12 protein-coding genes are annotated in these 13,369 nt (G+C 73.9%); 6 read left to right on the top strand and 6 right to left on the bottom strand.

Annotated elements, in window-relative coordinates:
- Positions 1-99: 99 nt before the first annotated feature.
- Positions 100-924, bottom strand: a complete 825-nt coding sequence (locus ACWD4U_RS10060) for a hypothetical protein (protein ID WP_363450515.1) — start codon at positions 922-924, stop codon at positions 100-102.
- A 231-nt stretch (positions 925-1,155) separates the two neighbouring features.
- Here ACWD4U_RS10060 and ACWD4U_RS10055 point away from each other — a divergent pair, with 231 nt between their 5' ends.
- The gene (locus tag ACWD4U_RS10055) at positions 1,156-3,441 is read left to right on the top strand and encodes an MMPL family transporter (RefSeq protein ID WP_363450517.1); all 2,286 of its coding nucleotides are present in this window, start codon (positions 1,156-1,158) and stop codon (positions 3,439-3,441) included.
- A 37-nt stretch (positions 3,442-3,478) separates the two neighbouring features.
- Here the strand turns inward: ACWD4U_RS10055 and ACWD4U_RS10050 are convergent, their stop codons facing one another.
- Together ACWD4U_RS10050 and ACWD4U_RS10045 are read right to left on the bottom strand one after the other, a co-directional pair.
- On the bottom strand, positions 3,479-3,931 hold the full coding sequence (locus ACWD4U_RS10050) for a PGPGW domain-containing protein (protein WP_363450519.1): 453 nt from the start codon (positions 3,929-3,931) through the stop codon (positions 3,479-3,481).
- A gap of 106 nt (positions 3,932-4,037) precedes the next feature.
- The gene (locus ACWD4U_RS10045; protein WP_363450521.1) at positions 4,038-4,634 is read right to left on the bottom strand and encodes a flavodoxin family protein; all 597 of its coding nucleotides are present in this window, start codon (positions 4,632-4,634) and stop codon (positions 4,038-4,040) included.
- A gap of 118 nt (positions 4,635-4,752) precedes the next feature.
- Between ACWD4U_RS10045 and ACWD4U_RS10040 the strand changes: the two genes are divergently transcribed.
- From ACWD4U_RS10040 to ACWD4U_RS10025, 4 genes are all read left to right on the top strand, one after another.
- Entirely contained in the window at positions 4,753-5,157 is a 405-nt protein-coding gene (locus tag ACWD4U_RS10040; protein WP_363450523.1) for a winged helix-turn-helix transcriptional regulator, read from the top strand.
- A gap of 56 nt (positions 5,158-5,213) precedes the next feature.
- Positions 5,214-5,669, top strand: coding sequence for a hypothetical protein (locus ACWD4U_RS10035; RefSeq protein WP_363450525.1), 456 nt, complete (start codon positions 5,214-5,216; stop codon positions 5,667-5,669).
- Positions 5,670-5,672: 3 nt separating this feature from the next.
- Positions 5,673-6,713, top strand: coding sequence for a hypothetical protein (locus ACWD4U_RS10030; protein ID WP_363450527.1), 1,041 nt, complete (start codon positions 5,673-5,675; stop codon positions 6,711-6,713).
- An 88-nt stretch (positions 6,714-6,801) separates the two neighbouring features.
- Positions 6,802-8,280, top strand: coding sequence for a flavin-containing monooxygenase (locus ACWD4U_RS10025; RefSeq protein ID WP_363450529.1), 1,479 nt, complete (start codon positions 6,802-6,804; stop codon positions 8,278-8,280).
- A gap of 55 nt (positions 8,281-8,335) precedes the next feature.
- Here ACWD4U_RS10025 and ACWD4U_RS10020 read toward each other — a convergent pair whose 3' ends face one another.
- Together ACWD4U_RS10020 and ACWD4U_RS10015 are read right to left on the bottom strand one after the other, a co-directional pair.
- Complete coding sequence (locus ACWD4U_RS10020) at positions 8,336-9,400, bottom strand: class I SAM-dependent methyltransferase (RefSeq protein ID WP_363450531.1); 1,065 nt, start codon at positions 9,398-9,400, stop codon at positions 8,336-8,338.
- Positions 9,401-9,520: 120 nt separating this feature from the next.
- Positions 9,521-11,002, bottom strand: a complete 1,482-nt coding sequence (locus ACWD4U_RS10015; RefSeq protein WP_363450534.1) for an aldehyde dehydrogenase (NADP(+)) — start codon at positions 11,000-11,002, stop codon at positions 9,521-9,523.
- A 169-nt stretch (positions 11,003-11,171) separates the two neighbouring features.
- Between ACWD4U_RS10015 and ACWD4U_RS10010 the strand changes: the two genes are divergently transcribed.
- Positions 11,172-11,984, top strand: a complete 813-nt coding sequence (locus ACWD4U_RS10010) for an IclR family transcriptional regulator (RefSeq protein WP_363450537.1) — start codon at positions 11,172-11,174, stop codon at positions 11,982-11,984.
- 120 nt (positions 11,985-12,104) lie between these two features.
- Here the strand turns inward: ACWD4U_RS10010 and ACWD4U_RS10005 are convergent, their stop codons facing one another.
- On the bottom strand, positions 12,105-13,238 hold the full coding sequence (locus tag ACWD4U_RS10005; RefSeq protein ID WP_363450539.1) for a hypothetical protein: 1,134 nt from the start codon (positions 13,236-13,238) through the stop codon (positions 12,105-12,107).
- Positions 13,239-13,369 lie beyond the last annotated feature (131 nt).

The raw sequence follows: 13,369 nt of genomic DNA, 5'->3' as shown, positions 1-13,369 counted from the left end.
TTAACAGAACGGAACGTGACCAGTTCGTAGCCACACCCCGCCTGACGCAGCGTCGGACGCGGCGTCGGACCGGGCGCGGCCTGCCGGGGTGACGGAGGGTCAGGACGTGGTGACCCGGTAGTTGTAGAGATAGGTGGCGAGCCGCCCGGAGACCGCGTCCAGCGCGTGCATCACGGCGCCGTCGGAGGTGGGCAGGAAGGCCAGCCCCTCGGTCTCGGAGCCGCTCGGCAGCGAGGAGGCCCGGTCGAAGACGTCGGTGACCTGGCCGCTGTCGGGATCGATCCTGTAGATCGACTTGGCGGCGTTGTTGGAGGAGGCGTACAGGCTGCCCTGGTAGATCTTCGCGCCCTGGATGCTGCCGATGACGGTGCTCAGCGGCACGGTCCTGACCAGGTGCAGGTCGGTCAGGCTGTAGACGTTCAGCGCGGGGGTCGGGTTGTACGCCGAGGAGTGGACGTACCCGCGGGCCGCGTCGACGGCGACCCAGGGCGCGCCGTCGGGCTGCACGCTGAGCGGCAGCGGGTAGGCGGTGCCGGTGTAGCCGAGCGTGGCGGCGTCGTAGAGCGCGATGTAGGGGTGCTGGTAGGCGCTGCCGTCCTCGATCGGGACGTACAGCTTGCCGTTGTAGTAGTCGATGTCGCCGATGTGGTTGTCGCCCTGGGCGGCCAGCGCGGCGGGAACGGCGGCCGCGTTGTTCGCCTGGACGCTCTGCTGGTCGAGGCTCACCCGGCTGAGGCCGTACTGCCAGGAGAAGTACCAGGAGGTGCCGTCGGTGGCGATGCCCTGGGAGCGCTGGAAGGCGGTGGTGAGGTAGTACGTCTGCCGGGACGCCTGCGTCCAGGTCTCCGTCGCGGAGGCGTCGGGGACGGTCGCGGTGAGCGCCAGGCCGGCCAGCGCCAGGGCGCCGAGGAGGTGCCGTCGCATGGGTAACTCCACTTTGCCGTGGGTGAGTTGACGCCATGTTCGGGCCGAGGGGTGACCGGCCGGTGGGTTCGCCCTGAACGCGGGCCGTCCAGGACCGACCCGGCCGGTGCGGGGCGGGCGGAGTGCGGCGTTCGGGTGGGTTTCGCTCGGCGGCGGGGTGTGGTGCGCGGTCGGCGGCGCGCGGCGTCCCTAGCGTGGGTGGCTCCGGTTTGTGCGCCCCCTGGAGCGGTGATGGCTTCGTCTTCGTCCGGCGGGTCCGCCCGCGTCGTCGATGGCGGCGGCGCGGACACGCGCAAGCGCGGCAGACTGTGGCGGATCGGCCGGTGGTGCGCGCGGCGCCCGGTGCTGGTGATCGTCCTCTGGCTGGTGGCGCTGGCGGGCGTGCAGATCGCCGACCGGGCCGTGGGCGGCACCTACTCGGACGACTTCTCGTTGCCGGGCACCCAGGCCCAGGAGGGCCGGGACGTGCTGCAGGCGCACGAGCCGGCGGCGGGCGGGACCAACGCCCAGATCGTGCTGCACGACGGCCAGTCGCTCACGGCCTTCCAGTCCCAGGTCGACCAGGCGGTCAGCTCGCTGCAGCACCTCCCGCACGTGCTCTCCGCGCAGAACCCGCTGCCCCCGCCGGGCCAGCCCGTGCCGCCAAGCGGCCCGCTCACCGCCGACGGCACGACCGGGTACATCACCGTGCGCTTCGACTCCGATCCCGGCTCCTTCGGGGCCGCCTACCTGGACCAGGTGGACGCCGCGGTCGCGCCGATGCGGCAGGCCGGGGTGCAGGTGGAGTACGGCGGTCCGCTGGGCGAGTTGGCGCGGCCGCCGGCCGACGACCGCAGCAGCGAGGCGATCGGCTTCGCGGTCGCGATCCTGGTGCTGCTGGCGGGCTTCGGCAGTGTGATCGCGGCGGGGCTGCCGCTGGTCAGCGCGCTGGTGTCGGTGGTCGTCGGCCTCGGCCTGCTGGGGTTGTTGTCGGCACTCACCACCTTCGCGACGGTGGCGCCGACGCTGGCCACGATGATCGGCCTCGGCGTCGGCATCGACTACGCCCTCTTCCTGTTGACCCGTCATCGACAGAACCTGATGGACGGCGCCGATCCGGTCGCCGCGGCCGCGCACGCGGTGGCCACCAGCGGACGGGCGGTGCTGATCTCCGGCTGCACGGTGGTGGTCGCACTGGCCGGCCTGTCGGTCTCGGGCATCTCGTTCATGGCGAAACTGGGCCTGGCCGCCGCGGTCACGGTGATCAGCGCGGTCTGCGGCGCGCTGACCCTGCTGCCCGCGATGATGGGCCTGATCGGCCGCAACATGGACCGCTTCACGGTCCGCACGCCGGTCGCCGAGGGCGACTCGCCGTCGGCCGACTCCGAGCAGGAGGGCGCCGACGACGACGCGGGCGGGATGTGGCACCGCTACGCCCGCCGGGTGGAGCGGCGGCCGTGGTGGTTCCTGATCTCCGGCCTGGTGGTGGTGGGCGTGCTGGCCATCCCGCTGGCGTCGATCCAGCTCGGTCACATCGACGACGGCGCGGACCCGACCTCGTTCACCGACCGGCGCGCGTTCGACCTGATGTCGGAGGCCTTCGGCCCCGGCTCCAACGGCCCGCTCACGGTGGTGGTCGACCAGACCTCGGTCCCCCAGGCGAACCGGGCCGCACTCGCCACCTCGGTCCAGCAGGCGCTGACCGGGGTGCCGAACACCGCCGGCACCCTGCCCCTGCAGACCAGCAGCGACGGCGACGTCCTGTTCACCACCGTCACCCCCGCGCAGGCGCCGCAGGACCAGAAGACCACCGACCTGGTCGGCCACCTCTCCGACACGGTGCTGCCGGCCGCGGTCGCGGGCACCGGCGCGACCACCTACGTGACCGGCACCACCGCGGCCCAGGTCGACTTCCTGGACATCGTGGCGAGCCGGCTGGTGCCGATCATCGCGGTGGTCGTCGGCCTGGCGTTCCTGATCATCCTGGCGGTCTTCCGGGCGCCGCTGGTCGCGCTGAAGGCCGCGGTCCTGAACCTGGTGTCGATCGCCGCCTCGTACGGCGTGCTGGTCGCGGTCTTCCAGTGGGGCTGGGGCGGGCCGGCGCTCGGGGTGGCGGGGAAGGTCCCGATCGAGAGCTACGTGCCGATGATGATGTTCGCGATCGTCTTCGGCCTGAGCATGGACTACGAGGTCTTCCTGCTCTCCCGGGTGCACGAGAACTGGATCCGCACCGGCGACAGCCGCGGCGCGGTCGCCCACGCGCTGGAGACCACGGCGCGGGTGATCGGCTGTGCGGCGCTCATCATGGTCAGCGTCTTCGCGGCGTTCATCGTCAGCGACAACGTGGTGATCAAGATGATGGGCCTGGGCCTCGCGGTCAGCGTGCTGATCGACGCCACCGTGGTGCGCCTGCTGATGGTGCCCGCCGCGATGACCCTGCTCGGCCCGGCCGCCTGGTGGACGCCGCGCTGGCTGGACCGGATCCTCCCCCACATCGACCCCGAGGGCGGCTCCGCCCCGCCGGCCGCCGCGAGCTGACGGACCGTCGGAGGCGACCCGCGGTACTGACTGACCCTCAGGCGGCGGACTGTGCGGCGCGGGCGGCCCGCACCCGGCGGTAGCTCCAGCCGATCAGGGCGAGCAGGATGACGCCGGAGACCGCGAGGCCGAGGCCGGTACCCCAGCCGGCCAGCGGCAGCGCGGGCACCAGCGCCCACGCGGCGCCCGCGCCGATCAGGGCGAGGCCGGCCAGCACGGTGCCGGCGATCCGCCAGGGCGAGGAGACGCCGGCCTCGGCGCCGCGCATCGCCCGCACCCGCAGCGGTTCGACGTAGCGCGCGACGGCGGGGACGGCGCGCGAGAAGAGGATCATCCCGGCGAGCAGGAGCAGCATGCCCGGCCCGGGGAGCACCAGCAGCGCCACCCCGGCGACGATCAGGACGGCCCCGCCGACGCCGAACGCGACCCGGACCAACGGGTGGCTCGTCGCGGCCCCCTCACGGGTCTGCGTCCACTGCTGCTCGCTCATCACCCCACCCTAACCGGAACGACCACCGGGAACGGCGGCCGCCCGCCTGCCGGAACGGATCCGGCGGGCGGGCGGCGGCAGGTCACGGGCGACCGGTGACGGGGCGTCAGGCGGCGAGGGCGGCGCGGCCGGCGCGCAGCACCTTGGCCTGGCCGGTGATCCGGCGGCCGAGGTGCTCGGCGGTGGCCAGGTCGGCCTTGTGCACGTCCTCGGGGCCCTGGTCGTTGTTGCTCTGGGCGCCGGCGCCGAGGAAGATGCCGAGCCTGTTGAGGTCGAACTCCGAGGCGGTGGAGGAGTTCCAGCCCGGGTGCAGGCCGAGGTTGACCCAGGTCATGCCGTGCTGGGCGGCCAGGATGCTGAAGAACTGCAGGGTGTGCAGCTTGTCGCCGCTCTTGCTGGCGGAGTTGGTGAACCCGGCGGCCAGCTTGTCCTTCCAGGCCTGGGTGAACCAGCGCTTGGAGGAGTCCTCCGCGAAGACGTGGAACGCGCCGGAGGCGGTGCCCATGTAGGTCGGCGAGCCGAAGACGATGCCGTCGGCGGCGTCCAGCTGCTCCCACTGCTCGTCGGTGATGGCGTCCACCGGGATCAGGTGGACGGTGGCGCCTTCGGCCTCCGCGCCGTTGCGGACGGCTTCGGCGAGGACGGCGGTGTGGCCGTAGCCGGAGTGGTAGGCGATCGCGATGACGGGGCTGTGGCTGGTCACGTGGGCTCCTGTGCTTTCGTTCGGTGAGCGCTGATGAAAGGAAAGCACTAACTATTCGAAAGCGCAAACCTCTGGATAGCGCTGTGGGATTCGGGGGCGCCGCCGTACACTGCGTGGTATGGCCACTGCACCGACCCGGACGACCGACTGCGAGACGGACCTCGCGTACGACGTCTTCGCGCGCGCCTGTCCCTCGCGCCACGTCCTCAAGGACGTCACCCACGCCTGGGGCACCCTCACCCTGGCCGCTCTGCGGGACGGAACCTTCCGCTTCAACGAGCTCCGCCGCCGGGTCGACGGCGTGAGCGAGAAGATGCTCTCCCAGACCCTCCAGGCCCTGGAGCGCGACGGCCTGGTCCACCGCCGCGCCGAGCCCACCAACCCCCCCCGCGTCGAGTACTGCCTCACCGACCTCGGCCGCGAGATCGCCGACCGCCTGCACGCCCTGGTCGAAGCCGTCGAGGGCCTGATGCCCCGCGTGGAGACCGCCCAACGGGAGTACGACGCCCGCGCCCAGGTCTGACCCCGGGTCAACTCGGCGGCAGGGTACGGTGTCGGCTCCAGGGGAGGGAGTGGCCGATGGCGGGGTTCGAGGCGGCGGCGGAGTACCTGTTCGCCCGGGAGACACGCAGCGCGCGGGGGGTGACCGGGGAGCCTGAGGGCTGGCCCGAGGCGCTGGAGCGGCTGCACGAGGTGGTGACCGGTCGACTCGGGGACGATCCGGCGCTGGCCCGGCTACGCGAGGAGGCCGTGGCGCGTGCGCCCTGGCCCCGCGAGCGGACCGTGCACCGTCTGGCGTTGGCGCTGGAGGACGCGGCCGAACAGGATCCGGAGTTCGCCGCCGAGCTGCGTGCCGCCCTCGACCGGGCGCACTCCGTCGCCCCCACCGCCCCACGCCCGATCGTCGTCCACAACACGATCAACGGCGGCGTCTTCCACGGGCAGATCATCCAGCACGACGTCCATCTCGACGCCCAGCCCGCGTCGGGTGCGCCGCCCGGGCCGCCGTTCGGGGACGACGAGGAGGACGCCTGACCGATGGGCGACATCGCCAAGGGCGCGTTCAGCGGGGCGTGGGCCCTGCTCGTCGGCTGGATCCTGCCGACCGCGGTCAACCTCGGGGTGTTCCTGATCGCCGTCTGGCCGACCCTGAGCACCACCAGGCTGGCGGCCGGCACCACGCCGTCGCCGCTGCCGAGCACCTCGCTGATGCTGCTCACCGGCTCGGTCGTGGCGGGGCTGGTGCTCTTCGCACTGCGCACCCCGCTGTACCGCTTCCTGGAGGGCTACCTGCTGTGGCCGGACCGGCTCGCGACCCGACGCGCCGCCCACCACGTGCACACCAAGCAGCTGCTCAAGAAGCGTCGCAACCTGATCCTGCTCGCGACCCGGGAACGCGACGGCGGGCCGCTCACCACCGGGCAGACCGACCGGCTCGCGGCCCTGCGCGCCGACCCGGAACTGCGCCGGCACCGGGCGGCGGACGAGCGCCGCAGCGCGGTCCAACGGGCCCTGCTGGGCGAGCGGTTGGGGCGCTACCCGGTCGACGACGGGCAGGTCACGCCGACCCGGCTGGGCAACGCGATCCGCCGCTTCGAGGAGTACGGCCACGACCGCTTCCGGCTGGACAGCCAGGTGCTGTGGGAGGAGCTGAGCGCGGTCGCCCCCGAGCCGGTCCGCCGCCAGCTGGAGACCGTCCGCACCAACGTCGACTTCTTCGTCGCCCTGCTCTACGGCCACCTGCTGGTCGCGGCGACCGCCCTCGGCTCGCTGACGGCCGCCGCGGCCCGCACCGCTCCTCTGCTCGCCACCACCGTCCTGCTGTCGGGACTCGCCCCGGTCTGGTACCGCTGCGCGATCGCCGCCACCGACGGCTGGGCGGCGGCCGTCCGCGCCCTGGTGAACGTCGGCCGCAAGCCGCTCGCCGAGGCGCTCGGCCTCACCCTGCCCGACAAGCTGGCCGACGAGCGCGCCATGTGGACGGCCGTCACCCGCCAGGCGCTGCGCCCGTACGGCACCGGGTCCGACGCGCTGGACGCCTACCGCGGCAAGCCGCCGTCCGCCCCCGCCGGGCCCTGATCCGCGGGTTGTCGTGCCCGGGCCATCGCCAACCGGGTCGCGGACCTGCACACTTGGGGGTACCGACCGGTAACAGGAGGAGTGGCCCATGGCGGCGGAGCCCGGGATCGAGCAGCTGGACGTCCTGATCGTGGGAGCCGGGATCTCCGGGCTGGGGGCGGCGCGGTACCTGAAGCACGGCCATCCGGGCCGGAGCTTCGCCGTGCTGGAGGCCCGGGAGGGCATCGGCGGGACCTGGGACCTGTTCAAGTACCCGGGGATCCGCTCGGACTCGGACCTCTACACCTTCGGGTACGACTTCAAGCCGTGGCGGGACCGGGAGTCGATCGCGACGGCGCCGCGGATCCTCGCCTACCTGCGCGAGACCGCGCAGGAGAACGACCTGGAGCGGCACATCCGGTTCCGGCAGCGGGTGATCGGCGCGGACTGGTCGAGTGCCGAGGCCCGCTGGCTGGTGGAGGTCGAGGAGACCGGCGGGGCGCGGCACCGGATCAGCGCCCGGTGGATCTTCTGCGCGAGCGGCTACTACCGCTACGACGCGGGCCACACCCCGGAGTTCGCGGGCCGTGAGCGCTTCGGCGGGACGCTCGTGCACCCGCAGCACTGGCCGGAGGACCTGGACTGCACGGGCAAGCGGGTGGTGGTGATCGGCAGCGGGGCGACCGCGGTGACGCTGGTGCCCGCGCTGGCGCAGAGCGCGGCGAAGGTGACGCTGCTTCAGCGGACGCCCACGTACATCCTGCCGGTGCCGCGGCGGGACGCGGTGGCGAACCTGCTGAAGCGGGTGCTGGGCGCGGAGCGGGCGCACGGGGTGATCCGGGCGAAGAACATCGGTCAGCAGCGGCTGCTGCTGCGGTTCTGCCAGCGCTTCCCGGGAGCCGCCCGCCGGGTGATCCGCTGGGTCAACCGCCGTGCGCTGCCGAAGGGTTATCCGGTCGACACGCACTTCAACCCGCCGTACGCGCCGTGGGACCAGCGGCTGTGCGCCGTCCCCGACGGCGACCTGTTCGAGGTGCTGTCGGACGGGCGGGCCGAGATGGCGACCGACCGGATCGTGGAGTTCACCGAGACGGGGCTCCTGCTGGCCTCCGGCCGGGAGCTACCGGCCGACGTGGTCGTGACGGCGACCGGCCTGGCCGTGCAGATCGCCGGCGGCATCCGGCTGAGCGTGGACGGCAAGGCGGTGGCCTACCCGGACACGGTGGTCTACCGCGGGATGATGCTCAGCGGCGTCCCGAACTTCGCGGTCGCGATCGGCTACACCACGGCGTCCTGGACGCTCAAGATCGGCCTGCTCTGCGAGTACTTCGTCAACCTGCTGCGGCACCTGGACGAGCACGGCCACGACGCGGCCTGGCCGGTCGCCGACCCCGCGATGCCGACCCGTCCGCTGCTGGACTTCGGCGCGGGCTACATCCAGCGCGCCCTGGCCGACCTCCCGCGGCAGGGCCCGGCCGCGCCGTGGGTGATGTCCAGCGACTACCTGGACGACCGCAAGGTGCTGCGCTCGGGTCCCCTGGTCGACGAGCACCTGCACTTCGCGAAGGCCGCGGCGAAGGAGTCCTGAGGCCGCGTCGCGCAGTACCGAGCCGGCGCCGAAGCAGTCGTGACGGTCCGTCGGTTCAGTGGCGGGCGATGTAGTACACGTTGAGGATGTCGCCCTCGACCCGCTGGGTGTCGACCTGGCCGAAGCCGGCCTCGGCGAGCATCCTGCGGGCGGTCTGCTCACCCCAGACGGTGCCGAGCGCCTCGCCGCCCTCGCTGAGCGAGACGCTCATGCAGTAGAAGGTGGAGAAGGTGTACAGCGCCGGGCCCAGAGGGTGTTCGACGTTCTCCTCCAGGTGGCTGGAGGCGGCGATGTCTGCCATCAGGAAGACGCCGTCGGGGCGCAGCGCGCGGGCGACGGCGGCGAGGGTGCGGGTCGGGCGGGCCAGGTCGTGGATCACGTCGAAGGCGGTGATCAGGTCGTAGGAGCCGGTGAGTTCGGCGCTGTCGCCGACGTCGAAGGCGGCGTTGTCGAGGCCGAGCGCGGCGGCTTCGGCGCGGGCGGCGGCGATGCCCTCCTCTGAGCGGTCGAGCCCGCGGCAGCGGCTGGCGGGGAACGCCCGGGCGAGGACGTTGACGGCGTGGCCCTGTCCGGTACCGATGTCGAGGGTGTCGATGCCGGCGCGCAGGCGTTCGGTGAGGCCGGGCACCAGCGGGACGATGCCGCTGACCAGGGCGAGGTCGAACACCTCGCCGGACTCCTCGGCCTGGATCTCCTGGAACCGGGGGTAGGAGGAGTAGGGGACGCCGCCACCGGTGCGGAAGGCGCCGAGCACCTCCTGTTCGACCTCGGCGAGCATGCCGAGGTCCTGGGCGATCCGGGCCAGGTTGTCGGGTCCGGCGGCGCGGGTCAGCGAGGCGGCGTGTTCGGCGGGCAGCCGGTAGGTGCCGGCCGCGGCGTCGTACTCGACGATCCCGCCGGTGACCATGGCACCGAGCCACTCGCGGACGTAACGCTCGTTCAGTCCCGCGGCCTGGGCCACCTGTTCGCTGGTGGCGGCGTCCAGGCCGGCCATCACGTCGAACAGGCCCGCCTGGTGTCCCAGGCCCGCCATCAGCCCTAGGCAGGAATCGTTGAGCACCTGGACCATCCGCCCGGCGAACGCCTCCTGGCGTGACTGGTCCAGTTCTGCGGTCGTCATCGCTCCTCCTTCGCCGCTCCCCCTTCTTGTCAACGTAGCCGCGACCGCCGCCGCCGTCCTTCCGGCACGGTCGGCGCGGCCGACGCGGTCGCCGCAGCCCCCGCCGTCCGCCGTCCGCCGTCAGTCGCGCAGCTCGGCCGGGAGCAGCCACTGCGGGGTGCTCTGGTAGCTGACGGGTCGCAGCCAGCGTTCGATGGCGGTGGCGCCGACGGAGGTGCCGGTGCCGGTGCTGGCGGGGTAGGGGCCGCCGTGGTGCATGGCGGGGGCGACGGCGACGCCGGTGGGCCAGCCGTTGACGATGATCCGGCCGGCCAGCGGGCGCAGCCGGTCGAGCAGGGCGCGGGCCTGGTCGGCGTCCTCGTCCTGCTCGTCGGCGAGGTGGAGGGTGGCGGTGAGGTTGCCGGTGAGGCGGTCGAGGGCGGCCGCGAGGTCGGTGTGGTCGCGGTAGCGGGCGAGCACGGTGAGCGGGCCGAAGCACTCGTCGAGCAGGTCGTCGTGCAGCCGGTCGGCGGGGACGGCGAGCAGGCCGGGGCGGACCGCGAGCGGGGCGTCGTCGGTGGGGTGGGCGCCGGGGGCGAGCAGCACCTCGACGTCGGGGAGTTCGGCGCGGCGGGCGGCGCCGGTGAGGTAGGCGTCGCGGATCCGCGGGTCGAGCAGCGGGGCGGCCGCGGCCCGGGTGGCGGCGGCGAGGGCGGCCTTCTCCAGGGCGGGCTGGTCGGCGGGGATCAGGACCAGGCCGGGCTTGGTGCAGAACTGGCCCTGGCCGAGGGTGTAGGAGGCGGCGAGGCCGGCGCCGATCTCCTCGCCGCGGGTGGCGGCGGCGCGGGCGGTGACGACGACGGGGTTGAGGCTGCCGAGTTCGCCGTGGAACGGGATGGGGTGCGGGCGGGCGGCGGCGAGGTCGTGCAGGGCGCGGCCGCCGCGCAGCGAGCCGGTGAACCCGGCCGCGGCGATCAGCGGGTGGCGGAGCAGGTCCGCGCCGGCGTCGAAGCCGTGCAGCAGCTGGACGGTGTCGGCGGGCAGGCCGCAGTCGACGGCGGCCCGGCGCAGCAGTCGGGCGGCGATCTCGCTGGTCGCGGGGTGGCCGGGGTGGGCCTTGACGACGACGGGGCAGCCGGCGGCGAGGGCGCTGGCGGTGTCGCCGCCGGGGACGCTGAAGGCGAGCGGGAAGTTGCTCGCGGCGAAGACGGCGACCACGCCGAGCGGGGTCTTGATCCGGCGCAGGTCGGGGCGGCCGATCGCGGGGTCGGCGCGGTCGATCCGCACGTCGAGGTAGCCGCCGTCCTCGACGATGGCCGCGAAGGCGCGCAACTGGCCAGTGGTGCGGGCGAGTTCGCCGGTGAGTCGGATCTCGCCGAGGGCGGTCTCGGCGTCGGCGGCGGCGAGGAGTTCGGGCTGTGCGGCGTCGAGCAGGTCGGCGGCGGTGCGCAGCAGCGCGGCCCGGCGGGGGCGGTCGGCGAGGGCGGGGAGGGTGGCGGCGGCCGCGGTGACGGCGTGGTGCACGTCCTGCGGGCCGGCTTCGCGGGCGACCTCGGCGCGGGTGCGGCCGGTGCGCGGGTCGCGGCTGGGGACGGCGGCGGACGGCAGGGGGGCGGTGGTCATCGTCGCGGGCTCCTCGTGGGGCGGCGGGGTCGGGTAGCGTCCGCTGCGGGGCGGCGTGCGGACCGGCCGGGGGTCACGGTCCGCCACCTTCCCTCGTTCAGTATGCTGAACGCCAGTCAACTGATTGAACCTCGCGGGACGATACGCCGCGTGACAGAAGGGGTCAAGGATGCCTTCGCCGACCAACGCCGGGCGGGCCGCCGCCGACCGGGGCGGCCTCGCACCGGGCGGCGCCGCCCAGGTCAAGTCCGCCGTCCGGACCGTGGAACTCCTGGAGTACTTCGCCGGCCGGCCCGGCATGCACAGCCTGGCGGAGGTGCAGGAGCAGACCGGCTACCCGAAGTCCAGCCTGTACATGCTGCTGCGCACGCTGACCGAGCTGGGCTGGGTGGAGACGGACGCGACCGGCACCCGGTACGGCATCGGGGTGCGGGCGCTGCTGGTCGGCAGCTCGTACATCGACGGCGACGCGGTGGTCGCCGCGGCCCGCCCGGCGCTGGACGTGCTGGCCGAGGACACCGGGGAGACCATCCACCTGGCCCGACTGGACGGTCCGAACGTGGTGTACCTGGCGACCCGTCAGTCGCAGCACAGCCTGCGGCCGTTCACCCGGATCGGGCGCCGGCTGCCCGCGTACGCGACCTCGCACGGCAAGGCGCTGCTGGCGAGCCTGGACGACGAGGCGATCCGCCGCCTGCTGCCCGAGCGCCTGGACCCGCTGACCGACCACACCCACACCGACCGCGAGGAGCTGATCCGGGAACTCGCGCAGGTCCGCGAGCGCGGCTACGCGGTGGACCGCGAGGAGAACACCCTCGGGGTGCGCTGCTTCGGCGTGGCGATCCCGTACCGCACCCCGGCCCGGGACGCGGTGTCGGTGTCGGTCCCGGTCGCGCGGCTGACGCCGGGCCGGGAGGAGACGATCCGCGACGCCCTGTTCGACGCCCGCGACCGCCTTACCCTGGCGACCCGTCACCTCTGACGGACCGTCGGCACCGCGACGCGCGCACGGCAGGCGTCGTACGGTCCGGCCACGGATGCGACCCCGGTTCAGGGTGGTGAACCGGGGCGGATCCCTCGTGCTTCGTGTGCGCCACAGGCGTCAACTCCCGCCGCGCAGCAGCTCCCTGACGGCCCGCAGGTCCGCGTCGGAGGCCAGTCCCGCGTGGTAGAGCCGTAGTTCGTCGGCGCCGGGCACCGCCTGCGGGGCGCGGCCGCCCAGGCCCGCGACGACGGGCTGGTTGGCGGCCAGCACGGTGCCGGGGCGGCGGTGCGCGAGGACCTGCGGCAGCAGGGCGTGCGGCAGCACCAGGCCGTCGACCAGGCCGAGCACCCAGTCGGCGTCGACGCCCGCGTTGGGGCCGCAGTGGTGCGGCACGGGGTCGGCGTGCAGCAGGATCCGGAAGCCCGGCCCGGCGGCGGCGCGCACCGCGGCGACGGCGGCGGACTGCAGGCGGCGGGCGGCGGCGAGGCGGTGGGTGCGGGCGGCGGTGGCGAGTTCGGTGCCGAGCAGCCGCTCGATCCGCTGCCACTCGCCGTCCGCCGCGGGTTCGGGGACGCCGCGCCACAGCGGGTCGAGCGCCGCCCGGACGGCCACGCTCAGCGGTTCGGCGGCCGCGCCGTAGCCGCGGCGGCAGGCCGGGCAGAAGCACAGCGACATCAGGAACTGCCCGGCCGGGCCGAGCGGGACGCCGCCGATCTTGTCGTGGGCGTGCAGGTGGGACAGGCCGTACCAGCCGCAGGACTCCAGCTCGACGCCGCGCGCACCGGGCCGGGCGGCGGCCTCGGCGGCGAGCGCGGCGCAGTACTCGACCACCTCGTCCTGGGCGATGCACGGCGCCCACGGATACGTCTCGCCGTACGCGTTGCGCACGGTGCAGCGCGGATTCTCCTCGCCGAGGCGGGAGTTGTGGGCGAGCACCACCCAGGAGTGCACCTCCAGACCGGCCGCGGCCAGCGCATCGGCGGCCTCGCCGAACGGGTCGGCGCCGGGCAACCAGCGCTGCGCGAAGGGCCGCAGGGCGCGCCCGCGCCAGGTCGCCTCCTCGGGCGGGTAGTAGACGGCGGAGTGCCGGGCGGTGATGATCCGCCGCCCGGGGTGACGGGGCGTCAGGGCGCGGGTGGAGTGGTACGCCGCGGCGAGCGTGACCTGCCGCAGGCCGAGCCCGGCCAGCAGCTCGGGGGCGGCGGGGTCGCCGGTGACGTCCCACGGATAGAGGAAGGCGGAGGCGCGCACGGGGTCTCCAGGTGGCGGGGGTGACGAGGGCGGTCGCACCAGCGTTATACATCACCGTGACTGCGGTACACATCCATGAACGCCGATTCAGCATTCCCGGTTGCCAATACCGTTGACTGGCCGTCAGACCC

Source organism: Kitasatospora sp. NPDC002522, from assembly GCF_053595195.1.
This window is presented reverse-complemented; position numbering and strand designations above follow the sequence as displayed.

What these genes read in the sequence shown, in the direction of transcription:
- ACWD4U_RS10020 (WP_363450531.1), bottom strand. Translation starts at nt 9,400, where the DNA reads ATGACGACCGCAGAACTGGACCAGTCACGCCAGGAGGCGTTCGCCGGG.
- ACWD4U_RS10055 (WP_363450517.1), top strand. Translation starts at nt 1,156, where the DNA reads ATGGCTTCGTCTTCGTCCGGCGGGTCCGCCCGCGTCGTCGATGGCGGC.
- ACWD4U_RS10015 (WP_363450534.1), bottom strand. Translation starts at nt 11,002, where the DNA reads ATGACCACCGCCCCCCTGCCGTCCGCCGCCGTCCCCAGCCGCGACCCG.
- ACWD4U_RS10060 (WP_363450515.1), bottom strand. Translation starts at nt 924, where the DNA reads ATGCGACGGCACCTCCTCGGCGCCCTGGCGCTGGCCGGCCTGGCGCTC.
- ACWD4U_RS10050 (WP_363450519.1), bottom strand. Translation starts at nt 3,931, where the DNA reads ATGAGCGAGCAGCAGTGGACGCAGACCCGTGAGGGGGCCGCGACGAGC.
- ACWD4U_RS10025 (WP_363450529.1), top strand. Translation starts at nt 6,802, where the DNA reads ATGGCGGCGGAGCCCGGGATCGAGCAGCTGGACGTCCTGATCGTGGGA.
- ACWD4U_RS10040 (WP_363450523.1), top strand. Translation starts at nt 4,753, where the DNA reads ATGGCCACTGCACCGACCCGGACGACCGACTGCGAGACGGACCTCGCG.
- ACWD4U_RS10035 (WP_363450525.1), top strand. Translation starts at nt 5,214, where the DNA reads ATGGCGGGGTTCGAGGCGGCGGCGGAGTACCTGTTCGCCCGGGAGACA.
- ACWD4U_RS10030 (WP_363450527.1), top strand. Translation starts at nt 5,673, where the DNA reads ATGGGCGACATCGCCAAGGGCGCGTTCAGCGGGGCGTGGGCCCTGCTC.
- ACWD4U_RS10010 (WP_363450537.1), top strand. Translation starts at nt 11,172, where the DNA reads ATGCCTTCGCCGACCAACGCCGGGCGGGCCGCCGCCGACCGGGGCGGC.